At 64.6% G+C, this 24,938-nt stretch carries 23 protein-coding genes; 11 read left to right on the forward strand and 12 right to left on the reverse strand.

Annotated elements, in window-relative coordinates; translation table 11 throughout:
• Positions 1 to 601 precede the first annotated feature (601 nt).
• Together AC1RQC_RS07990 and purN are read right to left on the reverse strand one after the other, a co-directional pair.
• The gene (locus AC1RQC_RS07990) at positions 602 to 2,008 is read right to left on the reverse strand and encodes an RsmB/NOP family class I SAM-dependent RNA methyltransferase (RefSeq protein ID WP_492882910.1); all 1,407 of its coding nucleotides are present in this window, start codon (positions 2,006 to 2,008) and stop codon (positions 602 to 604) included.
• Positions 2,005 to 2,661, reverse strand: coding sequence for a phosphoribosylglycinamide formyltransferase (purN, locus tag AC1RQC_RS07995; RefSeq protein ID WP_492373090.1), 657 nt, complete (start codon positions 2,659 to 2,661; stop codon positions 2,005 to 2,007). Before purN ends, AC1RQC_RS07990 begins: the two co-directional genes overlap by 4 nt.
• Positions 2,662 to 2,902: 241 nt before the next feature.
• Between purN and AC1RQC_RS08000 the strand changes: the two genes are divergently transcribed.
• The gene (locus tag AC1RQC_RS08000; protein ID WP_043349302.1) at positions 2,903 to 3,562 is read left to right on the forward strand and encodes a response regulator; all 660 of its coding nucleotides are present in this window, start codon (positions 2,903 to 2,905) and stop codon (positions 3,560 to 3,562) included.
• Positions 3,563 to 3,660: 98 nt separating this feature from the next.
• Here the strand turns inward: AC1RQC_RS08000 and AC1RQC_RS08005 are convergent, their stop codons facing one another.
• Positions 3,661 to 5,451, reverse strand: coding sequence for a hybrid sensor histidine kinase/response regulator (locus tag AC1RQC_RS08005; protein ID WP_309405990.1), 1,791 nt, complete (start codon positions 5,449 to 5,451; stop codon positions 3,661 to 3,663).
• Between the two features lie 188 nt (positions 5,452 to 5,639).
• On the opposite strand from AC1RQC_RS08005, the gene AC1RQC_RS08010 reads away from it, so the two are divergent.
• From AC1RQC_RS08010 to dut, 6 genes are all read left to right on the forward strand, one after another.
• Complete coding sequence (locus AC1RQC_RS08010) at positions 5,640 to 6,647, forward strand: bifunctional riboflavin kinase/FAD synthetase (protein WP_492373091.1); 1,008 nt, start codon at positions 5,640 to 5,642, stop codon at positions 6,645 to 6,647.
• A gap of 148 nt (positions 6,648 to 6,795) precedes the next feature.
• Entirely contained in the window at positions 6,796 to 9,687 is a 2,892-nt protein-coding gene (gene ileS, locus AC1RQC_RS08015) for an isoleucine--tRNA ligase (protein WP_492882912.1), read from the forward strand.
• On the forward strand, positions 9,687 to 10,226 hold the full coding sequence (lspA, locus tag AC1RQC_RS08020) for a signal peptidase II (protein ID WP_492829027.1): 540 nt from the start codon (positions 9,687 to 9,689) through the stop codon (positions 10,224 to 10,226). Before ileS ends, lspA begins: the two co-directional genes overlap by 1 nt.
• A 193-nt stretch (positions 10,227 to 10,419) precedes the next feature.
• Positions 10,420 to 11,616 (forward strand): bifunctional phosphopantothenoylcysteine decarboxylase/phosphopantothenate--cysteine ligase CoaBC, encoded by a 1,197-nt coding sequence (gene coaBC / locus AC1RQC_RS08025; RefSeq protein WP_492373094.1) that lies wholly within the window; start codon positions 10,420 to 10,422, stop codon positions 11,614 to 11,616.
• Positions 11,617 to 11,661: 45 nt separating this feature from the next.
• Positions 11,662 to 12,684 (forward strand): LLM class flavin-dependent oxidoreductase, encoded by a 1,023-nt coding sequence (locus AC1RQC_RS08030; protein WP_492807939.1) that lies wholly within the window; start codon positions 11,662 to 11,664, stop codon positions 12,682 to 12,684.
• A gap of 116 nt (positions 12,685 to 12,800) precedes the next feature.
• The gene (dut, locus tag AC1RQC_RS08035; protein WP_492829029.1) at positions 12,801 to 13,301 is read left to right on the forward strand and encodes a dUTP diphosphatase; all 501 of its coding nucleotides are present in this window, start codon (positions 12,801 to 12,803) and stop codon (positions 13,299 to 13,301) included.
• A 32-nt stretch (positions 13,302 to 13,333) separates the two neighbouring features.
• Here the strand turns inward: dut and AC1RQC_RS08040 are convergent, their stop codons facing one another.
• The 4 genes from AC1RQC_RS08040 to clpS all read right to left on the reverse strand — a co-directional run bounded on the left by AC1RQC_RS08040 (position 13,334) and on the right by clpS (position 17,986).
• Complete coding sequence (locus tag AC1RQC_RS08040; protein WP_492373097.1) at positions 13,334 to 14,176, reverse strand: VOC family protein; 843 nt, start codon at positions 14,174 to 14,176, stop codon at positions 13,334 to 13,336.
• A 26-nt stretch (positions 14,177 to 14,202) separates the two neighbouring features.
• Positions 14,203 to 15,216: a Bug family tripartite tricarboxylate transporter substrate binding protein gene (locus tag AC1RQC_RS08045; RefSeq protein WP_492373098.1), complete on the reverse strand. Its 1,014-nt coding sequence runs from the start codon at positions 15,214 to 15,216 to the stop codon at positions 14,203 to 14,205.
• Between the two features lie 152 nt (positions 15,217 to 15,368).
• On the reverse strand, positions 15,369 to 17,663 hold the full coding sequence (gene clpA, locus AC1RQC_RS08050) for an ATP-dependent Clp protease ATP-binding subunit ClpA (RefSeq protein ID WP_043349328.1): 2,295 nt from the start codon (positions 17,661 to 17,663) through the stop codon (positions 15,369 to 15,371).
• The gene (clpS, locus tag AC1RQC_RS08055) at positions 17,660 to 17,986 is read right to left on the reverse strand and encodes an ATP-dependent Clp protease adapter ClpS (protein WP_006157525.1); all 327 of its coding nucleotides are present in this window, start codon (positions 17,984 to 17,986) and stop codon (positions 17,660 to 17,662) included. The genes clpA and clpS overlap by 4 nt, the downstream gene beginning before the upstream one ends.
• 513 nt (positions 17,987 to 18,499) lie before the next feature.
• Between clpS and AC1RQC_RS08060 the strand changes: the two genes are divergently transcribed.
• Entirely contained in the window at positions 18,500 to 18,706 is a 207-nt protein-coding gene (locus AC1RQC_RS08060) for a cold-shock protein (RefSeq protein ID WP_150986000.1), read from the forward strand.
• On the opposite strand, the gene AC1RQC_RS08065 is transcribed toward AC1RQC_RS08060, so the two are convergent.
• The 4 genes from AC1RQC_RS08065 to icd all read right to left on the reverse strand — a co-directional run bounded on the left by AC1RQC_RS08065 (position 18,634) and on the right by icd (position 22,369).
• Positions 18,634 to 19,554, reverse strand: a complete 921-nt coding sequence (locus AC1RQC_RS08065) for a type II toxin-antitoxin system YafQ family toxin (protein WP_492829031.1) — start codon at positions 19,552 to 19,554, stop codon at positions 18,634 to 18,636. The genes AC1RQC_RS08060 and AC1RQC_RS08065 overlap by 73 nt on opposite strands.
• 1 nt (position 19,555) lies before the next feature.
• Entirely contained in the window at positions 19,556 to 20,257 is a 702-nt protein-coding gene (locus AC1RQC_RS08070) for a hypothetical protein (RefSeq protein ID WP_492829033.1), read from the reverse strand.
• Positions 20,257 to 20,826 carry a PAAR domain-containing protein gene (locus tag AC1RQC_RS08075; RefSeq protein WP_492882915.1) on the reverse strand — a complete coding sequence of 190 codons (570 nt, stop codon included), beginning with the start codon at positions 20,824 to 20,826 and terminating at the stop codon, positions 20,257 to 20,259. Before AC1RQC_RS08075 ends, AC1RQC_RS08070 begins: the two co-directional genes overlap by 1 nt.
• A 292-nt stretch (positions 20,827 to 21,118) precedes the next feature.
• On the reverse strand, positions 21,119 to 22,369 hold the full coding sequence (gene icd / locus AC1RQC_RS08080; protein WP_492882917.1) for an NADP-dependent isocitrate dehydrogenase: 1,251 nt from the start codon (positions 22,367 to 22,369) through the stop codon (positions 21,119 to 21,121).
• 321 nt (positions 22,370 to 22,690) lie between these two features.
• On the opposite strand from icd, the gene AC1RQC_RS08085 reads away from it, so the two are divergent.
• From AC1RQC_RS08085 to AC1RQC_RS08095, 3 genes are all read left to right on the forward strand, one after another.
• The gene (locus tag AC1RQC_RS08085; protein ID WP_492373102.1) at positions 22,691 to 23,365 is read left to right on the forward strand and encodes a pseudouridine synthase; all 675 of its coding nucleotides are present in this window, start codon (positions 22,691 to 22,693) and stop codon (positions 23,363 to 23,365) included.
• 103 nt (positions 23,366 to 23,468) lie between these two features.
• Positions 23,469 to 23,690: a hypothetical protein gene (locus AC1RQC_RS08090; RefSeq protein WP_416049626.1), complete on the forward strand. Its 222-nt coding sequence runs from the start codon at positions 23,469 to 23,471 to the stop codon at positions 23,688 to 23,690.
• A gap of 187 nt (positions 23,691 to 23,877) precedes the next feature.
• Positions 23,878 to 24,327 (forward strand): DUF192 domain-containing protein, encoded by a 450-nt coding sequence (locus tag AC1RQC_RS08095; RefSeq protein ID WP_492373103.1) that lies wholly within the window; start codon positions 23,878 to 23,880, stop codon positions 24,325 to 24,327.
• A 58-nt stretch (positions 24,328 to 24,385) separates the two neighbouring features.
• Here AC1RQC_RS08095 and AC1RQC_RS08100 read toward each other — a convergent pair whose 3' ends face one another.
• Positions 24,386 to 24,871 (reverse strand): YajQ family cyclic di-GMP-binding protein, encoded by a 486-nt coding sequence (locus AC1RQC_RS08100; RefSeq protein ID WP_006157531.1) that lies wholly within the window; start codon positions 24,869 to 24,871, stop codon positions 24,386 to 24,388.
• Positions 24,872 to 24,938 lie beyond the last annotated feature (67 nt).

Consider the following 24,938-nt stretch of genomic DNA (forward strand, 5'->3'; position numbering starts at 1 on the left):
TCCCAACCGAGCGCGCCGCCCCCCCGTTGCGGGACCGGCGCGTTCTGAAACCCCGCCCGAAAGTTGTGCCGGCGCCGACTCACCCTGCACGGTCGCGCGCCGTTGTACTTGCCTGGCGCACGTTGTCTTGCCAACTTAGGCTGCATTGCCCAACAAGACAAGTTGCACTGCCTTAAATGTATTGAACTTAAGATCTTTTTCCATTCGTGCGAATGGGGGATGCGAATGGAGGCGGACTGCGCTCTACGATGGCGGCCTTCACGTAGCCGGGAGCGGGTATGCGCCGGCCAGCCTCGCGCTTGCAGCATGCATGGCCGGTTTCCCCGCGCCGACGCGCGCCACAAAGGATGAGGAGCCGCCCAGAAGGCTTAGTCCATCAAGACCTGCGTATCGACACACACCGGACACACTGGCGGCGTGCGTGCAGGCAGAGCGGCGCAGGCGCATTGCGTGACGGCAGGGGCTCGTGGATGGAAAAAGAAAGGGAGAAAGAGATAACGGGAAAGGCGGCTGGGGCCGAACGGCCCCGGCGCGAAAAAGCCGCCAGTCGGCCGGCACCACGGAGATGTTTCCCCGGCGCAGCCGCCTGAAGGATCCGGCGTTAGCTGACGCGCTCCAGCACGGCGGCGAAGAAGCCGTCGGTCTGGTGCAGGTGCGGGTAAAGCGCCAGCATCTCGGCATCTTCCGGCAAGCCGGGCACCGTGATCTTTTGCTCGGCCAGCACTTGTGCGGCGGGCACCAGGCGGAAGGCCGGGTGCGAGGCCAGGAAACCGCGCACGATGCCTTCGTTCTCGGCCTCCAGCACGCTGCAGGTTGCGTAGACCACGCGTCCGCCCACCTTCACCAAGCGTGCGGCGGATTCGAGAATGGCCGCCTGCTTGACGGTCAGCTCCAGCACCGATTGCGGCGACTGGCGCCACTTCAGGTCCGGATTGCGCCGCAGCGTGCCCAGGCCGCTGCAAGGCGCATCCACCAGCACGCGGTCGATCTTGCCAGCCAGGCGCTTGATCTTGGCGTCGTGCTCGGAGTCGATCAGCACGGGGTGCACGTTGGACAACCCGCTGCGCGCCAGGCGCGGCTTGAGGTTGGACAGGCGCTTCTCGGACACGTCGAATGCGTAGAGGCGGCCGGTGGAGCGCATCAGCGCACCCAGGGCGAGCGTCTTGCCGCCCGCGCCCGCGCAGAAATCGACCACCATCTCGCCGCGCTTGGGCGCGACCAGGTTGCACAGCAGCTGGCTGCCTTCATCCTGCACTTCGACCAGGCCGTTGACGAACAGCGGCAGCTGGTTGAGCGCCGGCTTGCCGACCAGGCGGATGCCGGACGGCGCCATCGGCGTCAACTCGGCCTTCAGCCCCGCGGCGGTCAGTTCGGCCAGCGCGGCCTCCTGCGTGGTCTTGACCAGGTTGGCGCGCAGGTCCAGCGGCGCCGGGCGCAGCCAGGCATCGCCCAGCGCTTCGACAAAGGCTTCGTCGTGGCGCGCGGCCAGTTGGTCGAACAGCCATTCGGGCAGGTTGGCACGCACGCGCGGCGCCAGGCTGGAGCGCTCGATCGTGGTCAGGCGATCGAGCCATTCGCCCTCTTCCGGCAGCAAGAACGGCGTCAGTACGTCGCGGCCCAGCGTGGCGGCCAGGCCCAGCAGGGCCAGGCGGCGCTGCGAAGCACCCGTGCCGCTGGCGGCGAACTGCGCAAACTCCACGCGGCGGCGCAGCACGGCAAACACGGCTTCGGCGATGATGCCGCGCTCGCGATGGCCCAGCTTGGGGTTTTCGCGGAAGTAGTAGCTCACAACCACGTCGGACGGGCGCGTGAACATCAGCACCTTGCCCAGCAGGCGGTCGATATGCTGGATATGGACGGCATGCAGCCCGCCATGCGGCCCGCGGCCTTGCTGCGGGACCTGGCCGTCGTTCGCATCGCGCGAGCGCGACAGGCGGATGGGCGTGCCCTTGTGGTCTTTGTTCTTGTTGCGGACGGGCTGGCGGGCCCCTGCGGTATTGCGGCTCATGACTGCACCTCCGTAGCGGCAGCAAAGGCCGTAAACAGCTGGGATTCGGGTGGTTCGACCCGGACTACGCCGGCATGCACTTGCAGCCGGTCTTCGACAAACCAGCGCACAGCGCGCGGGTAGATAACGTGTTCGCACGGCAACAGGCGCGTGGCCAGGCTCTCGGGCGTGTCGTCCGGCAGCACGTCAAGCGCAGCCTGGACGATAACCGGGCCGTGATCGAGCTCGGGCGTGACGAAATGCACGCTGGCGCCGTGGACCTTGACGCCGGCCTCAATGGCTTGCCGGTGCGTATGCAGCCCCGGAAAGCACGGCAGCAGCGACGGATGGATATTCAGCATGCGCCCGGCGTACTTGTCGACGAAGCCCGGCGTCAGGATGCGCATGAAACCGGCCAGGACCACCAGGTCCGGCGCGAAAGCGTCGATGGCAGCGGCGAGCGCGGCGTCAAAAGTGGCGCGATCATCATATAGCGTGTGGTCCACCACGCCGGTAGCCACGCCGTGGTCGGCGGCAAATTTCAGACCTTCGGCGTCTGGCCGGTTGGACAAGACCGCCGCTACGCGCGCCGGCCAGCCTTCGGCGGCGCAGGCGCTGACGATGGCTTCCATGTTGGAGCCTCGCCCGGAAATCAGGATAACGATATTTTTCATCGCGCAATTCTACCAAGCCGGGGCCAGTACACGACCAAAGCGAGCGCATTAGGCACTTAAAACACGCGAAACCCTCGCCGCAGCGCCATTTCGCATGGCCTATACGCAACGTGAACTCGCATCCGATGGATTGTGACGCCTCGCCCGCTCTGCTAGAGTGGCTGCTATCGTCCACGCGCAGTCCGTTAACACGGCTTCAAGTGACAACAAGGACGAACTGGGAAATTAGACGGGAAATCGCATGTCGAACGCTGCACCGACCTTGTTGGTGGTCGATGATCATCCTATGGCCTTGTCTGGCACTACCGCGTTTTTGGCGGAAGTGATGCCCGACGTTGCCGTCCATGCTGCCGGAAGCGCCAAAGAAGCGTTGAATACCTTGCAGCAAGGACTCAGGCCTGACATCGTGCTGCTGGATATCTGGCTGACCGATGGTACCGGCTTCGACGCCATGCAGGCGCTCAAGACACTGGTACCTTCCGCTCGCTTTATTTTTATGTCGGCCGAGGCCACGCCTGAAATCGTGGGCCGCGCGCGCGCGCTCGCCGCCTGTGGCTTCGTCGGCAAGCACCTGGACGCCAACGCATTCACCGCCGCCGTGCGCAAGGTGCTGGCAGGCGACACCTCCTTCCCGTCGGACGAAGCGCTCAATGGCCGTGCTCAATCCTTCGGGCCGGCGCACGGCATTCCGGTCACGCCGGCGGAACTTGGCCTGACCCCGCGCCAGGGCTCGGTGCTGGCGCTGGTGCTGGAGGGCCTGCCCAACAAGGTCATCGCGCGGCGGCTCGGCCTGACGGAAAACACCGTCAAGGAACACGTCTCGGCCATCCTGCAGCGGCTCGGCGTGCGCACCCGCATGCAGGTCATGTCGCGCATGGAGCGATTCCGCCTGCGCCAGTAACGCGCGCTGGCGACGCCAGCTGCTCACTCTGATTGGGCAGGCGGCAAAAAAATGGGCCAGCGCGTCATGCGCCGGCCCATTTTTTATGCCTTCGCCGCTCAGGCGGGCCGCAGCCAGCGCCGCAGCAACAGTCTCAGTGCAGCCGGGTCGACCGGCTTGGGCAGCACGAAGTAGCCTGCCTCCTCGGCAGCTGCCAGCGCGGCGGATTTCAGGTCGCCCGACAAGAGCGCGCTGCGCGCCTGCGGCTGCGTGTTCTGCCAGCGCTCCAGCAGGTCCAGTCCGTTTTCGCTGCCAGGCAGGCGCAGGTCGCAGAAGATGATGTCCGGCTTGAGTCCCTGGAGGAACAGGCGGTCGGCATCCGCACCGTGCGCGGCGCAGGCAACCTGGATGCCCCACGCCTCCATTAGCGCAATCCATGCCTTGCGGATCTGGGTGTCGTCGTCGACCACCAGCACGGTGCCGCGCAGGTGGTCGGGCTTGGCATCCTCGGCCTGCGCGTTGGCCCGCACGGTACGGATGGTCGCCACGGTCTCGGCCGCCACCGGCGCCAGCGAGAACCAGAACACCGATCCCCGGCCGGGCACGGAGCGCACGCCGTAGGTACCGCGCATCAGCCGCACGCATTCCTTGAAGATCGCCAGCCCGAGCCCCAGGCCCTGGGATGGGTCGCGCTGCGGGTTGTGCACCTGGTAATACGGCGAGAAGATGTCCGGCAGATGCTCGGGCGTAATCCCGGCCCCGGTGTCCCACACCTCCACGCGGATATGCTTGCGGCGCTCGCGCGCGGTCACCAGCACGCCGCCGCGCCGGGTATAGCGCAGGGCGTTCTGCACAAGGTTGAACAGCGCGCGGCGCAGCAGCACCGGCTCAGCCATGGCGTACAGCTCTTCGGGCACGCGCGGGGTCAGGGTCAGGCCGCTTTCTCGCGCGTCGGCGGCGAATTGGCTCATGACCTCGCTGATCAGGTGGCTGAGCTCGCACGGCTCCAGCGTGGGCAGCACCTTGCGGCCCTCGAGCTTGGACAGGTCCAGCAGCGAGCGGAACAGCAGGTCGATGGTCTGGGTGCCGGCGGCCACCTGCTCCACCAGCGGATGGAGCGAGGATGATTTGTTGCGGGCGCGCAGCGCCTCCACCAGCATCACCAGCGCGTGCACCGGCTGGCGCAGGTCATGGCTTGCGGCGGCCAGGAAGCGCGACTTTTCCTCGCTGGCATGCAGCGCCCTCTCCTTCTCCTCCTGGAATTGCTTGGCCAGCCTGCGGCTGTCGCTTTCCAGCTGAATGGCCCGCACCAGCGTGCGCTGCAGGTTCAGCGCATGGCGCGTGAGCATGATGGCGTAGACCACCAGCAGCAATTGCACATAGGTGCCATGGCCCGGGAAGGCGTACTCGGCCAGCAGGATATTGGGTACCAGGATCGGGATGCCGGCATAGACCAGGTTGGACGGCACCGGCGACTGCGCGGTAACGCCGCCCGCCAGCACGCCAAGCGCCAGCAGGTACAGCACGCTGGAAAAAACGGTGGAGCCGGTATAGAGATGCAGCAGCGCGGAGCTGCCCCAGGTCAGCCCGGTCAGGAAGGCCATCGCGCGCATATTGGCCCACCATTTGCGCGTGTGCGCAGAGCGGCTCATGGTGGCGCAATCGCGCAGATAGCCGAAGTAGAACCAGCTGGTGGCTGCGGTCAACACCAGCATGACGCCGCACCAGCCCACCAGGGCACTATGGTCGGCGGCCGACCAGAAGGCAATCGCGGTCAATGCCGGAAGCACCACCGAGGCGACGATGGCGGTGGGGGAGACGCGATGGATGGTCGCCAGCAGCTTGGCCCGCGTTTCGGTATCGAGCGGAGGCCCTGGCGGCGGCAGGATTCGGTTTAGCAGCGCGTTCAAAGGAGGGCTGGGGGGCAGCGAGTGCGATCCGCCGTATCATGCCGCCTTTTGGGGCGCAACGCCACGGCGATGGGTCGATCCGTGCACAAAAACGCCAGTCCGGGCATGCCGGCCACCGCCGCCAGGCCAAACTTGTCCACCATTCGCCTTATAATGCTCGCTTTACCCAAACGCTTGTTGCCGTCCTCGTGAAAGTCTTCCGTGGCCTGCCCAACGCCGAAAGCCGGGCGCCTTGCGCCCTCACCATCGGCAATTTTGACGGTGTGCACCGCGGCCACCAGTCGCTGCTCGCCCGCGCGCGCGCTGCGGCGGATGCACGCGGGCTACCGCTATGCGTGATGACATTCGAGCCGCATCCGCGCGAATTCTTCACGCCGGAAAAGGCGCCAACGCGCATTGCGCTGCTGCGCGACAAGCTGGAAAGCCTGCGCCGCAATGGTGTCGACCGTGTCGTCGTCGAGCACTTCAATGCACACTTCGCCGCGCAGTCCCCGCAAGCATTCGTCGAAAACGTGCTCTGGCATGGCCTGCACACGCGCTGGCTGCTGGTCGGCGACGACTTCCGCTTTGGTGCCAGGCGCGCCGGCGATTTCGCCTATCTGCAACAGGCCGGCGCACAATTCGGCTTCGACGTGGAGCAGATGGGCTCGGTCTCCGAAGGCGGCGTGCGCATCTCCAGCTCCGCCGTGCGGCAGGCGCTGGGCGATGGTGATCTCGAACACGCGCGCCGCCTGCTTGGCCATGGCTATGCCATCAGCGGGCATGTGGTGCACGGCCGCAAGCTCGGGCGCGACCTGGGCTTCCCCACCATCAACCTGCGTATTTCCCACAAGCGGCCGGCAGTCAGCGGCATCTTCGTGGTGCAGGTACACGGGCTGGCGGAGCACGCCATACCGGGCGTGGCCAGCATCGGCGTGCGCCCGACCATCGAAGATGCCGGCCGGGTGCTGCTGGAAGTGCACCTGTTCGACTTCAGTCAGAATGTCTACGGCAAGCTGGTGCGGGTCGAGTTCATGAAGAAGCTGCGCGACGAAGCCCGTTTCGATGGCCTGGAGGCGCTGACCGCCGCCATTGCCAAGGACAGCGCGGACGCGCGCGCCTTCTTCGGCCTGACCGTGCCTGGCTCGCCCGAGGGCACGCCCCCGGCCGCGGGCAGCCGTGACTTCGCCACCTCCGCCACCGACCGAATTAGCTAGCGCCCCGTTCCCGCGCGGCGGGACCCGGGTCGCTACCCCAACCCGAAGCCAGCCCGCGGCACCCTCCGCAGCCGGTCCACGCCGTACCGCGCGCCCGCACCCAGCCGAGCTAGTGCCGCGCGCCAACCGAATTGCCCCGAGAATCGACATGTCCAACGACAAACGCGCCAAGCCCGAAAAAAGCAAGTACCCGGTCAACCTGCTCGAGACGCCCTTCCCGATGCGCGGCGACCTGCCCAAGCGCGAGCCGCTGTGGGTCAAGCAATGGCAGGACAAGCAGCTCTATAAGAAGATCCGGGCCGCTCGCAAGGGCGCCAAGAAGTTCATCCTGCACGATGGCCCCCCGTACGCCAACGGTGACATCCACATCGGCCATGCGGTCAACAAGGTCCTCAAGGACATGATCGTCAAGGCGCGCGGCCTGACCGGGCTGGACGCCGTCTATGTGCCGGGCTGGGACTGCCACGGCATGCCGATCGAGATCCAGATCGAAAAGCAGTTCGGCAAGGGCCTGCCGGTGCAGGAAGTGCAATCGCGCGCCCGAACCTATGCCACCGAGCAGATCGCCCGCCAGAAGCTGGACTTCGAGCGCCTGGGCGTGCTGGGTGACTGGGAACATCCCTACCTGACCATGAACTACAGCAACGAAGCCGACGAGCTGCGCGCGCTGAGCAAAATCATGGAAAAGGGCTACGTGTTCCGCGGCCTGAAGCCAGTGAACTGGTGCTTCGACTGCGGCTCGGCGCTGGCCGAGGCCGAGGTCGAGTACAAGGACAAGACCGATCTGTCCATCGACGTGGGCTTCCCCTTCGCCGAAACCGACAAGCTGGCCCATGCCTTCAAGCTGCCGGCCGAGCAGCTCGCCGCCAAGCCGGGCTGGGTCGTGATCTGGACCACCACGCCGTGGACCATCCCGTCCAACCAGGCGCTGAACATGCATCCGGAAGTCGAGTACGCGCTGGTCGATACCGCGCGCGGCTTCCTGATCCTGGCCACCGAGCGCGTCGAAGAGCAGCTCAAGGTCTACGAGCTGGAAGGCAAGGTGCTGGCCACCACCACCGGCGCAGCGCTGTCGGAGATCCGCTTCCACCACCCGCTGTCCAAGATGGACGCGGGCTACGACCGCCTGTCGCCGATCTACCTGGGCGACTACGTCACCACCGATACCGGCACCGGCATCGTGCACTCGGCGCCGGCCTACGGCGTGGAGGATTTCCAGTCGTGCAAGGCGCACGGCATGAACGACAAGGACATCATCAGCCCGGTCATGGGCGACGGCGTCTATGCCAGTACGCTGCCGCTGTTCGGCGGCCAGAAGATCTGGGACGCCAACCCCAAGATCGTCGAAGTGCTGAAGGCCTCGGGCAACCTGTTCAATTCGCACAAGTACACCCATAGCTACATGCACTGCTGGCGCCACAAGACGCCGATCATCTACCGCGCCACCTCGCAGTGGTTCGCGGGCATGGACGTGGATCCGGTCAATGAGGACGGCACCAACGGCCCGACCCTGCGCGAAACGGCGCTGGCCGGCATCGAGGCAACCGAGTTCTTCCCCGCCTGGGGCAAGCAGCGCCTGCACAACATGATCGCCAACCGGCCCGACTGGACCCTGTCGCGCCAGCGCCAGTGGGGCGTGCCGATGGCCTTCTTCCTGCACAAGGAAACCGGCGCACTGCACCCGCGCACGCCGGAGCTGCTCGAGGCAATCGCCAAGCGCGTGGAAGTGCACGGCATCGAGGCCTGGCAGACGCTCGACCCCAAGGAACTACTGGGTGAAGAAGCCGCCATGTACGAGAAGAACCGCGACACGCTCGACGTCTGGTTCGACTCCGGCACCACGCACTGGACCGTGATCCGCGGCTCCCACCGCGAAGACCTGTACGACGCATCGGCCGACCTGCCCGACGGCCGCCTGGCTGACCTGTACCTGGAAGGCTCGGACCAGCATCGCGGCTGGTTCCATTCGTCGCTGCTGACCGCCTCGATGCTGTATGGCAAGCCGCCCTACAAGGCGCTGCTGACCCACGGCTTCACGGTGGACGGCGAAGGCCGCAAGATGTCGAAGTCGGTCGGCAACACGGTGTCGCCGCAGGACGTGTCGAACAAGATGGGCGCCGAGATCATCCGCCTGTGGGTGGCCTCGACCGACTACTCCGGCGAGCTGTCGATCTCCGACGAAATCCTGAAGCGCGTGGTGGAAGGCTATCGCCGCATCCGCAACACACTGCGCTTCCTGCTGGCCAACCTGGCCGACTACGACCACGCGCAGCACGCGCTGCCGGCGTCGGAATGGCTGGAAATCGACCGCTACGCCGTCGCCCTGACCGGGCGCCTGCAACAGGAAATCCTGTCGCACTACGACGGCTACGAGTTCCACCCGGTGGTCGCCAAGCTGCAGACCTTCTGCTCGGAAGACCTGGGCGGCTTCTACCTGGACGTGCTGAAGGACCGCCTCTACACCACCGCGGCCAACTCGAAGGAACGCCGCGCCGCGCAGAACGCCGTGTACCACATCACCCAGGCGATGCTGCACTGGATGGCACCGTTCCTGTCGTTCACGGCGGAGGAGGCCTGGCAGATCTTCCGCCATGGCACCGAGCACACCGACACCATCTTCACCAGCACCTACTACGACGTGCCGGCGATCGACCAGGCCGACGACCTGCTGCAGAAGTGGCATGTGATCCGCGAAGCCCGCGCCGAAGTCACCAAGCAGCTCGAAGCGGTGCGCGTGGACGGCGAGATCGGTTCCTCGCTGCAAGCCGAAGTCACCATCCAGGCCGGTGGCCCCGTGCTGGCCGCGCTGCAGAGCCTGTCCGACGACCTGCGCTTCGTGCTGCTGACCTCCGCCGCCAAGGTAGCCCCGGCGCCGGAAGCCGGCGACCTGCTGGTCACCGTGACGCCGTCGGTGCACGCCAAGTGCGAGCGCTGCTGGCACTACCGTGCCGACGTCGGCCGCGACCCGGCCCACCCCACCCTTTGCGGCCGCTGTGACAGCAACCTGTTCGGCGCCGGTGAACACAGGAGCCACGCCTGATGGCCGCCACCACCACGCGCACCGCGCGCGGCACCAAGCGCGCCAGCAGCAAGGGCACCAAGGGCAGCAACACCACCCCGCTACTGTGGATGGCGTTCGCCCTGCTGGTGATCGTGCTGGACCAGTTCTTCAAGATCGTCATCGTGCGGACCTTCGCCTATGGCGAATCCCGTCCGGTGACGCGCTTCTTCAACTTGGTGCTGGTCTATAACAAGGGCGCCGCCTTCAGCTTCCTGGCGGATGCCGGCGGCTGGCAGCGCTGGTTCTTCACCGGCCTTGGCGTGGTGGTGGGGCTGTTCATCGTCTGGATGCTGTACCGCCATACCGGCCAACGCCTGTTCTGCTTCGCGATCTCGCTGATCCTTGGCGGCGCCATCGGCAATGTGGTGGACCGCGTGGTGTACGGCCACGTGGTCGACTTCCTCGACTTCTATGTGCGCAACTACCACTGGCCGGCCTTCAACGTGGCGGACTGCGCCATCACGGTGGGCGCTGTGCTGCTGATCGTGGACGAACTGCGCCGCGTTCGCCGGCACTGAGGCCACCCAGCGTTCCGACCGCGCCCGCGTCATGCGGGCGTTTTTCATGGTGCTGCCTGACTGGCCGGATAGCGGCGCCGCCAACGCGCGCGCGGGCAAGCCGGTATTATTGACGTTTCTCCGGCACGGGGGGCGGCAGGCGCTGCCGCCTGCCGCGACAACCGGACAACCACTTCAAGCGAAGAGCATATCCATGGATCTGCGAGGCAAGCATCTCGTCCTTGGCCTGACCGGCGGCATCGCCTGCTATAAATCGGCCGAACTGGTCCGGCTGCTGACCAAGGCCGGCGCCACCGTGCAGGTGGTCATGACCGAAGGCGCCACCCAGTTCATCACGCCGGTGACCATGCAGGCACTCTCCGGGCGCACGGTCTTCACCTCCCAATGGGACGCGCGCGTGGGCAACAACATGGCCCATATCGATCTCTCGCGCGAAGCCGACGCCATCTTGGTCGCGCCCGCCTCCACCGACTTCCTCGCCAAGCTGACGCACGGCCTGTGCGACGACCTGCTGACCACCCTGTGCATCGCCCGCAACTGTCCGTTGCTGGTGGCACCGGCGATGAACCTGCAGATGTGGCAGGCCCCCGCCACCCAGCGCAACGCCGCGCAGTTGCGCAAGGACGGCGTAACCCTGCTGGGCCCCGGCAGCGGCGACCAGGCGTGCGGCGAAGTCGGTGACGGCCGCATGCTGGAACCATCGGAATTGCTTGCCGACATCATCGCGTTCTTCCAGCCCAAGCCGCTGGCCGGGCGGCGCGTGGTCATCACGGCCGGGCCTACCTTTGAAGCCATCGACCCGGTGCGCGGCATTACCAACCGTTCCTCTGGCAAGATGGGCTTTGCCATCGCGCGCGCGGCCCGCGAGGCCGGCGCCGACGTAGTGCTGGTGGCCGGCCCGACGGGCCAGCCCACGCCGCGCGGCGTGGCCCGCACCGACGTGGAAAGCGCGCGGCAGATGCACGATGCGGTGATGGCGGGCTTGCCAGGCGCCGATGTGTTTATCGCGGTTGCGGCCGTGGCCGACTGGCGGCCCGCCGAAGTCGCCAGCCAGAAGCTGAAGAAGGCCAACGATAGCGACACGCCGACGCTGCACTTCGTGCAGAACCCCGACATCCTCGCTGCCGTGGCCGCAAAGCCGAACGCGCCCTATTGCGTGGGCTTTGCCGCCGAGAGCGAAAACCTCGAGCAATATGGCGAGCAAAAACGCCAGCGCAAGAACGTGCCGCTGCTGGTGGGCAATATCGGCCACCACACTTTCGGCATGGACGACAACGAGATCGTGCTGTTCGATGCCCAAGGCATGACCCGCCTGCCGCGCGCCGACAAGCTGACGCTGGCGCGCGACCTGGTCGCGGCCATCGCCCAGCGCCTGCCCGCGCGCCGTTGAATCCGCGCGCCCAGCCCCCGAACATCACCCGGCCCGACCCTCGACATGTCCGCAAGCAAACCCAAACTGCGCCTCTCGGTGCTCGACCAGAGCCCGGTCATCGCCGGCCATAACGCGCGCGATGCGCTGGCCGCCACCGTGGAGCTGGCGCAGGCCGCCGACGCGCTGGGCTACACCCGCTACTGGTGCGCCGAGCACCACGGGCTGCGCGGCGTGTGCAATCCGGCGCCGGAAGTCATGCTGGCGCGCCTGGGCAGCGTAACCAAGCGCATCCGGCTGGGCTCGGGCGGCGTCATGCTGCCTTACTACAGCCCCTTCAAGGTGGCGGAGCAGTTCCGCATGCTGGAGGCCCTGTTCCCGGGCCGCATCGATCTTGGCGTGGGGCGCGCGCCGGGCGGCGACATGCGGACCGCGCAGGCGGTGGCCATGGGCCAGTACAACCGGGGCGACCAGTTCGAGGAGCAGGTGCGGGACCTGTCCTGGCTGTTCCGTGGCGAGATGCCGCCCGGCCATATCGCCGAGGGCGTGGTGCTGCAGCCCGAGATCGATACGCGGCCGCAGCTGTGGGTGCTGGGATCCAGCGACTTCGGCGGCGCCCTGGCGGCGCGCCTGGGGCTGCGCTTTGCCTTTGCCCACTTTATCAATCCGCATGCGGGACACGCTGTCGCGCAGCAGTACCGCCGCGATTTCGAAGCGGGCTATGACGCGCAGCCTTATAGCGCGGCGGCGATCTTCGTGATCTGTGCCGACACCGAGGCCGAGGCGGCGGAGCTGGAGCGTGCCGTGGACCTGCGCCGGCTGCAGATGGCCTATGGCGTCAACGCGCCGATCCCCTCGCTCGCGCAGGCCGCGCAGCACGAGCTCAGCGAGCGCGACCGGCTGATCGTCGAGCGCGAGCGCCCCCGCACCATCTGCGGCACGCCTGAGCAGGTGGCGCAGCGCATGCTGGCCCTGCGCGAGCGCTTCCTTGCCGACGAACTGGTGGTGCTGAGCGTGGCCGCCAGCTACGCGGCGCGGCTGCGCACCTACGAACTGCTGGCGCAGGCGTTCGACCTTTCGGGCGACTAAGGGCGACTAAGGGCGACTAAGGGCCACTAAGGGAGGCCAGGGGCGGCTAGGGGGCGACCAAGCTCGGCTATCATCTCGGGTTGCCAACGTTTTAGTATTCCCGGGACCGACCAGCCATGACATTCGAAGCCAACCCCACCGTCGAAATCAAGGTGCTTGACGCACGCCTGCATGAATGGGGCCTGCCAGCTTACCAGAGCGATATGGCGGCGGCGATCGACCTGCACGCCTGCCTGGACGCCGCGCTCACCATCGAGCCGGGCACGCCGGCGCAACTGGTGCCTGCCGGCATCTCCGTGCATATGGGCAACCCCTACATGGCGGCCACCATCGCGCCGCGCTCGGGCCTGGGCCACAAGAAAGGCCTGGTGCTGGGCAACTCGATCGGCGTGATCGACGCCGACTACCAGGGCCCGATCATGGTGAGCGTGTGGAACCGCAATGCGCCCGGCACCGAGCCGATCGTGATCCAGCCGGGCGAGCGCATCGCGCAGATGATGTTCGTGCCGGTGCTGCGGCCCGTGTTCAAGACCGTGGAAGTGTTCTCCGAAGACACGGTACGGGGCGCGGGCGGCTTCGGCTCAACCGGCGTGAATCACGCCAAGAGCGGCGGCTAAGCGGGAAAGACGGCGCGCTCGACGCTACTACGTTAGCGCGCCTGCTCGAACAGCAGCGCCACGCCGCCGGCCAGAGAAGCAGGAATCAGGCTCTCATCGGGCCCCAGGTCGAGCGCCCCGACGCGCGCCTCGCGCCAGCCGCGGCGGGCCGCGGCCAGGTCGCTGGTACGCAGGCGGATGGCGGCGTACCCCGGCACGGCGCGGCGCACATGCTCGGTGCCGGTCGCGGCGGCAAGCGCCTGCGGCGTGGTCACCACCAGCGTGGCGCCATCCAGCGCCAGGCTGCAGATGTGATCGCTCAGTTGCGTCATCTCGCCGCCGGTCAGTTCGGCGTACGCACGCCCGGCAGCCTCCACCAGGGACGGCGCCACCACCAGGAACATCGTAGCGATGCCCACGGCACCGTTGGCATGCGTGGTCCATTCCGGACGCCACAGCAGCTGCGGCGTGCGGTGTTCGCAGATGAAAAAGCGCGCGCCCGGCGCATCGTCGATTGCGGCAACGCGGAAGGTCGCGGGATGCTCCGTGCCATCGTCCAGCCGCACCGGCCGCGAGAACTCGATCGGGTCCGAAGTGTGCCAGCCGCCACCGCGCAACTGTGCCGCGGCGGTGAAGGTATCGCTGCTCTTGCAGGACAGCCCGGCGCAGCCGCCCCCGGCCTCCTGCGCATCCCAGTAATACTGCCGCGTCGGGCTTGGCGCGGTGACATGCAGCAGCTCAAGATAGTCGCGCGTCAGCATGACGCAATGGTTCTGCGAGCCGAGCGTGTGGTAACCGCGCGGCGTCAGCGTGAAGCCAAACCCGCGCCAGGCTTGCGCCGCAGCGTCAAGGTCGGGACACACCATCACGGCGTGGTCTAGCGGTTCCATCGTCATCGCACCCTCTCGCTTCAATTCTCGCTTCAATCGAACTGGATATTGGCCTTGCGCGCCACCGCCTGCCATTTGTCGTGCTCGTGGCGCACCAGGCTGGCCAGCTCGGTGGGGCTGCCGCCCACGATCTCGAAGCCCTGCATGGCCAGCGCATCCACCACGCGTTGCTGCCGCAACGACTGAACCAGGGCATCGTGCAGGCGCGCCACGGTCGGCTCCGGCAACCCGGCCGGGCCAAACACGCCGATCCATGAATAGGCCTCGAAACCGCGATAGCCTTGCTCGGCCACGGTTGGCAACTGCGGGAACTGGCGCAGGCGGGTGGTACCGGTCACGCCAAGCAGCTTGATCGTCTTGGCAGCCACATGCGCCTGCACCGCCGCATAACTGGAAAAAAATACATCGACTTCATTGGACAGAACAGCCTGCACCGCCGGGCCGCCACCTTTGTACGGCACGTGGAGAAAGCGCACGCCGGCCTCGGTCGCCAGCGCCTCGGCGGCGAGCTGGTTAAGGCTGCCGATGCCGGAAGACGCGTAGTGGATGCTCTCCGGCTTCTGCCGCGCCATGGCGACCAACTCCTTCACGTTGGACGCGGGCAACGACGGGTTGGCCGCGATCACCAGCGGAAAACGCACCAGTTGCGAGATCGGCGTGAAGTCGCGGAAGGTATCGTAGGGCAGGTTCTTGTACGCAAACGGGTTGATGGCATGGGTGTCGAACGCCATCAACAGCGTGCTGCCGTCAGGCTTGGCCCGGGCCACGGTACTCGAAGCAATCAGGCCACCGGCGCCGGGCTTGTTGTCGATCACCACCGTCTGGCCGAGCCCGCTCTTCAGGCCGGGCTGCAGCTGGCGTGCGACGATATCGACGCTGCCTCCGGGAGGAAACGGCAACACCATGGCGATCGGACGACCGGACGCGCCTGTCGTGGCCTCGCCACCCAAGGCAGCCAGGCCAGGCACGGGAATCAGGGGCATCGCGCCAAATGGCAACGATTTGAGCAGCAGGCGGCGCAGCCGCGAGCGTTGGGATTGGGACATCGGGTACTCAGACGGATGGCGGGCACACAGCTGCGGTGCGCAGCCGCACCCGGCCAAAACAAAAAGGGCGGCATCGCTGCCGCCCTGTATTTTGCCCGAGGATAGCACGAATTGCAGGCAAGGTCCGCTCTGCCTGCCCTTCGCGCTTTGTCCTAGACTTCCGCTTTCTCGTTTTCCGGCGCTTCCGGCGGTTCTGCGGCAGCCTCGGCAAAGTCCAGCTTGATCTGGTCCTGCTCGTCGAGATCCACCACCACCCGGCCACCGGACACCAGCTTGCCGAACAGGAGTTCGTCAGCCAGCGCCTTGCGGATCAGGTCCTGGATCAGGCGCTGCATCGGCCGCGCGCCCATTAGCGGGTCGAAACCCTTCTTGGCGAGGAACTTGCGCAGGTGGTCGCTGAAGCTGGCTTCCACCTTCTTCTCGTGAAGCTGCTCCTCAAGCTGCATCAGGAACTTGTCGACCACGCGGAGGATGATTTCCTCGTCAAGCGAACGGAAGCTGATGATGGCATCCAGCCGGTTGCGGAACTCCGGCGTGAACATGCGCTTGATGTCGACCATCTCGTCGCCCTGCTCGCGCGAGGACGTGAAGCCGATGGTGGCGCGGTTCATGGTTTCCGCTCCCGCGTTGGTGGTCATGATGATGATCACGTTGCGGAAGTCGGCGCGGCGGCCATTGTTATCGGTCAGCGCGCCATGATCCATCACCTGCAGCAGGATATTGAAGATATCCGGATGCGCCTTCTCGATTTCGTCCAGCAGCAGCACGCAGTGCGGCTTCTTGGTGACGGCCTCGGTCAGCAGGCCGCCCTGGTCAAAGCCCACATATCCCGGCGGCGCGCCAATCAGCCGGCTCACCGCGTGGCGTTCCATGTATTCGGACATGTCGAAGCGCAGCAGCTCGATGCCCATGATGAAGGCAAGCTGCTTGGCCACTTCGGTCTTGCCCACCCCGGTCGGGCCGGAGAACAGGAAGGAGCCGATCGGCTTGTCCGTCTTGCCAAGGCCCGCGCGCGACATCTTGATGGCCGAAGCCAGCGCCTCGATGGCCGGTTCCTGGCCGAACACCACCGATTTCAGGTCGCGATCCAGGGTCTGCAGCTTGCTGCGGTCATCCTGGTTGACGCTCTGCGGCGGGATGCGCGCGATGCGCGAAACGATGTCTTCGATCTCGCCCTTGCCGATGGTCTTTTTCTGCTTGGACTTGGGCAGGATGCGCTGGGCTGCACCGGCCTCATCAATCACATCGATGGCCTTGTCCGGCAGGTGGCGGTCGGTGATGAAGCGCGCCGACAACTCGGCCGCCGCAGTCAGCGCCGCTGCCGCGTACTTGACGCCATGGTGCTCTTCGAAGCGCGACTTCAGGCCGCGCAGGATCTGCACGGTCTGGTCGACCGACGGCTCCACCACGTCGATCTTCTGGAAACGGCGCGACAGGGCCGCGTCCTTCTCGAAGATGCCTCGGTACTCGGTGAAGGTGGTCGCGCCGATGCACTTGAGCTGGCCTGACGACAGTGCCGGCTTGAGCAGGTTGCTGGCGTCCAGCGTCCCGCCCGAAGCGGCGCCCGCGCCGATCAGCGTGTGGATCTCGTCGATGAACAGGATCGCGTTCGGATTGTCCTTGAGCGACTTGAGCACGCCCTTGAGGCGCTGCTCGAAGTCCCCGCGGTACTTGGTGCCGGCCAGCAGGGCGCCCATGTCGAGCGAGTACACGACTGCCTTTTCAAGGATGTCGGGCACTTCGTTCTTGGTGATGCGCCAAGCCAGGCCTTCGGCGATCGCGGTCTTGCCGACACCCGCCTCGCCCACTAGCAGCGGATTGTTCTTGCGCCGGCGGCACAGCACCTGGACCACCCGCTCGACTTCGCTCTCGCGGCCGATCAGCGGATCGATCTTGCCGGCCTTGGCCAGCGTGTTCAGGTTCTGGGTGAACTGCTCGAGCGGGCTCTCCTTGCCATCACCGCCTTCGCCCTCGGCCGTGCCGTCGCCATGCTTGGCGGGCTCGGCCTGGTCCTTGCGGATGCCATGGCTGATGAAATTGACCACATCCAGCCGGGTCACGCCCTGCTGCTGGAGGTAGTACACCGCGTGCGAGTCCTTCTCGCCAAAGATCGCCACCAGGACATTGGCCCCGGTCACTTCCTTCTTGCCGTTGGAAGTGGACTGGACATGCATGATGGCGCGCTGGATGACGCGCTGGAAGCCCAGCGTAGGCTGGGTATCCACCTCGTCGGTACCAGGCACCACGGGCGTGTTGTCCGCGATGAAGTTCTTCAGACTGGTGCGCAAATCCTCAATATTGGCTGCGCAGGCGCGCAAGACTTCCGCTGCCGTGGGGTTGTCAAGCAACGCCAGTAGCAGGTGCTCCACGGTTATAAACTCGTGGCGTGCCTGCCGGGCTTCAACAAACGCCATGTGCAGGCTGACTTCCAATTCTTGCGCAATCATGCTTCCTCCATCACGCACTGCAACGGATGACCCGCCTGCCGTGCGTGGGTTGACACCAGCTCGACCTTCGTTGCCGCGATATCCCTGGTATAGATGCCGCAGACCCCCTTACCCTCCCGGTGGACGGTCAACATGATCTGCGTTGCCGTCTCCCGGTCCCTGCTGAAATACTGCTGCAGGATCATCACGACGAACTCCATCGGGGTGAAGTCGTCATTCAGCAGCAACACCTTGTACATGGCGGGTGGTTTGAGCGCCTGCTCTTTCCGCTCCAGTACGGTGCCTGCTTCGCGTTGTGGGACATTTGCCAGCCGTGTAGCCATGGCTTTATTCTAACCCTTACGCACAACTCTGCAATTTGGGGAAAAGACACCGGATTCAAGAGGCCGATGCAGCGGCCATCCAGATTCCGTGGACGCCGAAGGCATCCGGGTTCACTCGTGGGTCACTTGGACGGGAGGGCGCACGCCTTCGCGGTGCGCCCTTTCCCTCCAAAATACCATCTACAGCCGTTCCTTTCCCGCCACACCCTACCGGGAGTGGGGAATCTGCCAACTTGACAGTGCGCAGGTTTGACAGAAGAATCGTTCGCACATTCACGTCTGGTTACGCGAGCCAAGCAATCATCCGGACTGAGTGATCCGTGAGCAGGGAGGCCCACGAATCCAGCGGCGGCGAGTCAGCACATCAAACTGGCCGCCACGCGGTGCCCGCACAGTCGTGCCTTTGCGCCCGACCCGGTTCCATCCGGGCAGCGCGCAAGAACACTAGCCGGGCGCCCACTGGCCGCGGCGCTTTCCCCCGCTCGTATCCTGCTTTTTTTGTTGGGGGAGTTTATGGCAAGCGGTATCGTCAAATGGTTCAATGACGCCAAGGGCTTTGGGTTCATCAAGCCGGACGACGGCGAAGAAGAACTGTTTGCGCACTTTTCGGCCATCCAGATGAATGGCTTCAAGACCCTGAAAGAGGGTCAGCGCGTATCCTTCGAAATCATCCAGGGCCCCAAGGGCAAACAAGCCACCAATATCCAGGATAACGCCTGAAGATTCGGTGCGCGGCCGCACCAGCCGGTAGAGCTTGAGGCGGCCACGACAGGATGCGGGGGATCACCCCCGGAACGGGATCGGCCTGCCCCGCCCCAAAGCACGCAGGCTGGACAGCAGCACGTAACGCATCCGACAAAAAGCCCGGCCAGGTCAATGCCGGGCTTTTTGTTTGGCTCGCTGGTCGCGCCTTTTAGCCTGCCACTTCGATTCCTCATTGATTTCCGGTCGTTTTTGCAGCGCTTTGGTGGCTTTTTGCACAATTTTGGCTGTTTCCGCACATTCAAACACCCCGAAATGCACGTCATTAGGCGCAAAATATCTTGCCCTCCAGTGCCGGCACTATCCAGCCAGTAGATCAACAGGAAGTCGCCGCCAACGTGGCATTCGCGATGGTCGGCCCAGCCGCCCATGAGCGCATGGTCCGGCCACTCAGGCCCGAACGGCGCGCCGTCGGCCTGTGGAAAGATGGCTAAGCACTTACATCGAGATTGCTGATTATGGCGGCAGCGCTCGTCTGCCGTGGGGGTAGGTGACGGGCCGCCCAGGAATCCGCGAGTAGGAAGGTGCCGACGAAGAACACCACCCCTACGCAATAGGAGGCGATGATGCGCCACCGCCCAGGAGCACGTAGAACAAGCGCTAGCAACACAAGCACCAGGCCAATCAGAGCCAGGAGACAAGCCAGAGCAAGTGCGGCGCCGGCAACCGCCACCAGAGGGCCGGTCGTCACCTGGTCGATGGTTGTTATCGGCGTAGCTACTGTGTAGGCGCCAAAGGCCACGCCCAGGAGCGCTAGGCCGATACTGATGCAGTCCACGGCGCGTGCAAGCCTGCCACTGGCCCATTTCATCGGAGCCCCTCGTCAGCGACTCGCTGCGCTAGGGCGGTCCAACGCCGCGGGCTGTCTGGCATCACATGCGCATAGTAGAAATGCCCTTCCCCTTTGCCTGCAATCATTTGTTTGCCGAGCAGCGGTGCCGCCACAGCAAGCTCTGCCCATGGCATCCCGGCGTAAATCGGATCTCCATGTTCAGTCAGATTGATTACAGTGGTCTTGCGAATACCCTTGTGGCTACGCAGATCGGCGAGAAACCCTGCCTCGATAGGTGACCCCACCAATACGAGATGATCAATCACGTGCCCGGCACGAGCATATGACCATGCCGTCTGAGCCGCTAGCAGTGACCCATAGCTGTAACCTATCAGATTGAATTGGGGAGCCTCTGCCGCCATGCCGCTTGTGATTGTCCATTCCCCGTCATCGCGTGAGCGGATGGCCAGACCGGACCGAATGGCATCGAGCAACGTGCCCGCAAATGCATAGCCCGTGCCCTTGGGAAGATCGGCAGTCGCCGAGTTTGTAAGGCCTGCAAAGCAGTGGGTAACCCCGGCCTTCCGGAATGCCTCGAGTTGCGGCCGCACGTAGCCTCCATCAAGTCCGGCCCCACCCCAATACAGAGTCCCGCGAGGCCGCAGCAGATAGACCTTCACGGGCGCGCGCTTCTCAATCGGCGTCAATGGAATTTGTATCGTCTTGATTGGTTGCATCAGGCATCCTCCCCAAAAATCTCCAGCGTCATGGTCGCTGCGGTATCGCTCGAAATGCGCTCGGTCATACCGCTGTCGTCCGTTCGCGCCTCAATCGATCCGCCATCGCCTGTAAGGCGGTAGCGCCGGCGTGCCAGGGGTTGGCCGGATTTTTCGTCCAGGAGTTGCACCTGTTGGTCGTAACGGGGATTAGAGGCCAGGAAGGGTGCCGCTATGAAATCCGATTTGCCTGCGATCGCATCCTGCACGCTCGCCATTCCAGCACTCTCGGCTTCGTCGTCGCACCAAGTCTCGCCGGCGAGAGTGGCGATAATGCTCGGATGTGTCGGGCACTTGCAGAGCACGATATCGCCATCAGCCGCCGTCTCGCCCATGAAGCTAATACGGCTCGGTCCGCCAGCCTTTGCAATGATGCCGGTGCTCTTGCAGGCTTCGCAGTAGGCTTGCCCACCGATAAGCGCTACCTGGTGGCCGGCACCGTCACCGATAGTGAAAACTGGACCGTCATACGGGAGGATGACGCCATCTGGTGAAAGCCTGTCGCCCACACACGCAACTCTGCGCATCATGGTTTGGCCTCCCAAGTTGCGGTCAACTGCCTCACGTTGTGCATGCGTTCTCCCATGGATTGATTGATAGGCGTTTCGCGCCCCTATTTATGCGCGATACAGCACTAAAATCAATCAGACATTTCTGCAAGTGCGGAGAGCATTTTCCTTATGTGTCCTATTCGGTCTTTATTATGTCGACCTGGCTGCACACTTGCCGGGTGGTACCTCTTGATACGACGGGATGAAAAAAACCCCGGCGACCGTTGAGTCGCCGGGGTTTCGGTTCAGGCTGAGATGGCCCGAAATAGGATTACATATTGTCGATCATCACCTGCCCAAAGCCCGAGCACGACACTTGCGTCGCGCCTTCGAGCAAGCGGGCGAAGTCATAGGTGACCTTCTTCGACAGGATGGACTTCTCCATCGAGGAGATGATCAGGTCGGCGGCTTCGGTCCAGCCCATGTGGCGCAGCATCATTTCCGCGGAGAGGATTTCGGAACCCGGGTTCACATAGTCCTTGCCGGCGTACTTCGGTGCGGTGCCGTGGGTGGCTTCGAACATGGCCACGGAATCCGACAGGTTGGCGCCCGGGGCAATGCCAATGCCGCCAACCTGGGCCGCCAGCGCGTCGGAGATGTAGTCGCCGTTCAGGTTCAGCGTGGCGATCACCGAATATTCGGCCGGGCGCAGCAGGATCTGCTGCAGGAAGGCGTCGGCGATGGCGTCCTTGATGACGATTTCGCGGCCGGTCTTCGGGTTCTTGAACTTGCACCACGGGCCGCCGTCGATCAGCTCGGCGCCGAATTCCTGGCGTGCCAGCTCGTAGGCCCAGTCACGGAAGCCACCTTCGGTGAACTTCATGATGTTGCCCTTGTGCACGATGGTCACCGACGGCTTGTCGTTGTCGATCGCGTACTGGATGGCCTTGCGCACCAGGCGCTTGGTGCCTTGCTTGGAGACCGGCTTGACGCCAATGCCCGAGGTATCCGGGAAACGGATCTTCTTCACGCCCATTTCGTTCTGCAGGAAGGCGATCAGTTTCTTGGCCTGGTCGCTTTCCGCTTCCCATTCGATCCCGGCGTAGATGTCTTCCGAGTTCTCGCGGAAGATCACCATGTCGATCTTTTGCGGCTCGCGCACCGGCGAGGGCACGCCCTTGAAGTACGCCACCGGGCGCAGGCAGACGTACAGGTCCAGTTGCTGGCGCAGCGCCACGTTGAGCGAGCGGATGCCGCCGCCAACCGGCGTGGTCAGCGGGCCCTTGACGGACACCACGTAGTCCTTGAGGACTTCCAGGGTTTCTTCAGGCAGCCACACGTCAGGGCCATACACCTTGGTCGACTTCTCGCCGGCGTAGATCTCCATCCAGGAGATCTTGCGCTTGCCACCGTAGGCCTTGGCCACGGCTGCATCGACCACCTTGATCATCACCGGGGTGATATCCAGGCCCGTACCGTCGCCTTCGATGAACGGAATGATCGGATTGTCCGGAACATTCAGCGAAAAATCCTGGTTGACCGTGATCTTTTCGCCGGCCGGAACCTTGATGTGTTGATACATGACGTCTCCAGTACGGAACGGGGGGTTGCAACGAGCCGCCGGATTCGTGACCAGACGGCGAGATTTGGGTGGCGCGCGGGCATTTTAACGGCGATTGGCGCGCAGGCGATGCCGTTGCGCACCACACGCGGACTGCCCGGCTATGCGTCACACGCATACAAGTCTTATATAAGACATAAGACCGTTTCGTATTATGCAGCAAAATTTCATGATCCGCCATCCTGGCCGGCCCCGCGCCGCCCGGCGTGGGCTACGGCATACTGACGCCCCATACTGACGCCATTCATGCGCCTATCCGCGCGCCAGGCCCCAATACTCTCGATGACGCTGATCGCACTGAACAAACCCTTCGGCACCATGAGCCAGTTCTCCGCGCACCCGTCGCGCCCGACTCTCGGCGACTGCGTGCAGCGGCCCGGCGTGTATCCGGCGGGAAGGCTCGATGCCGACAGCGAAGGCTTGCTGCTGCTGACCGATGACGGCATCTTGCAGGCGCGCATTGCCGATCCGCATCACAAACTGCCCAAGACATATCTGGCCCAGGTCGAAAACGTGCCCGGCGAAGCCGCCCTGGCGCACCTGCGCAATGGCGTCGACCTCGGAGACTTCCGCACGCTGCCGGCGCGAGCGCGCTGCATCGACGAGCCAGGCTTTCTGTGGCCACGCAATCCGCCGGTGCGATTTCGCGCCGCCATCCCGACCCAATGGCTCGAACTCGAGATCCGCGAGGGCAAGAACCGCCAGGTGCGCCGAATGACCGCGGCGGTGGGATTTCCGACCTTGCGCCTGGTGCGCGTGCAAATTGGCAGGCTCGACCTGCGTACGCTCGGACTCGCGCCAGGGCAATGGTGCGAGATCGACCCGAGCGCGCTCGGCCTGGAAGCCGTAGCCGCGCCACGTCCCCGCGAGATCGTGCGCGGGCGTGGATCGGGGGCGGCGACCAGCCCGGCGGAGCGGCGCCACGCACGCCCTCGCGCAAAAAGTTACAAATATTAACAAGTCGCGAGTCAACGGCTCACCGCCTCGTTTCGTTTTTGACACTGACGCGTCGCATACGAGTCAACTCTTCCGAATCGATTTACCTTCGAGGTTGTTAAGCATGAACAAACTGATCGCTGCTCTGGTTGCCGGCCTGTTCGCCACCGGCGTTTTCGCCCAAGCCGCCGCACCCGCACCGGCAGCCCCGGCTGCTGCAGCGCCTGCCGCCGAAGCACCGGCTGCAAAGCCCGCGACGAAGAGCACCAAGAAGTCCAAGAAGCACGCTCACAGCAAGACCAAGGCTGCTCCGGTTGCCAAGGCTGACGCTGCTGCAACGAAGTAAGAGTTTGCAGGCAGGCCGGGCTTAGCGCCCGGCAAGCAAGGCAGGTTGCCCGCAAGGCGCCTGCCTTTTTTCTTGCCCGCGACAATCAGGCCTGCCGCAACGAAGTGGAATATTTGTCCGTGCCGCTCGCGCGGTAGCTGCGCTATGCTGGCGGCTGTCCCGAACCCGTCATTTGCCGCTCCAACTCATGCGCCCTTTGCTCAAGAACCTGCTCGTCAGCGGCTGCGCCCTCGCCGCCATGGCCGCCGCCTGTGCCCAGTCCCCGGCCAGCTTGCCGGTCAGGCAACTCACCGCTGGCATGTACGCGATCAAGGCGGAAATCGCCGCCACGCCGGAAGCCCGCGAGCTCGGCCTGATGTACCGCAAGACCATGCCCGCCAACGAGGGCATGCTGTTTGTGTTCGAAGAGAAAGCCGGACACTGCTTCTGGATGAAGAATACCGACCTGCCCCTGTCGATCGCCTTCCTGGCCGATGACGGGTCCATCGTCAATATCGAAGACATGGCGCCCCAGACCGAGGACAACCACTGCCCGCGCGCGGCCGTGCGCTACGCGCTGGAGATGAACAAGGGCTGGTTTGCGCAGAAGGGCCTGAAGGCCGGCGCGAAGATCGGCGGCCTGCCGCAGGCGCGCTAAAGAAAAAGGAAAAAGCGGGCGCGCGGCAGCATGGCTGCCACGCCTGCCGGCGACAGGATCAGTCGCGGAAGTTGTTGAAGTCCAGCGGCGCTTCGGGGACATCCTTGCGCAGCAGCGCGATCACGCTCTGCAGATCGTCGCGCTTGGTGCCCGTGACGCGCACCGCGTCACCCTGGATGCTGGCCTGCACCTTGATCTTGCTGTCCTTGATCATCTTGACGATCTTCTTCGACAGGTCGCCGGTGACGCCCTTCTTGATGGTGATGACCTGCTTGACCTTGTCGCCGCCGATGCGCTCGGTCTTGCCGTAGTCGAGGAAGCGCACGTCGACATTGCGCTTGGCCATCTTGCTGATCAGCACGTCCTTGACCTGGCCGAGCTTGAAATCGTCATCGGCGAACGCGGTGAGCTCGTTCTCCTTGTGCTCGACCCGCGAATCCGAACCCTTGAAGTCGAAGCGGTTCGTGATTTCCTTGTTGGCCTGCTCGACCGAGTTCTTCACCTCGATCATGTTCGCTTCGCACACTACGTCAAACGACGGCATTGCATTCTCCTTGTCTTGCTGCGTGTTGCTTATTGCTTGTACCGGGCGCGCGCCGGCTGGCGGCGGC

It is taken from the genome of Cupriavidus sp. GW822-FHT03E04, assembly GCF_058801495.1.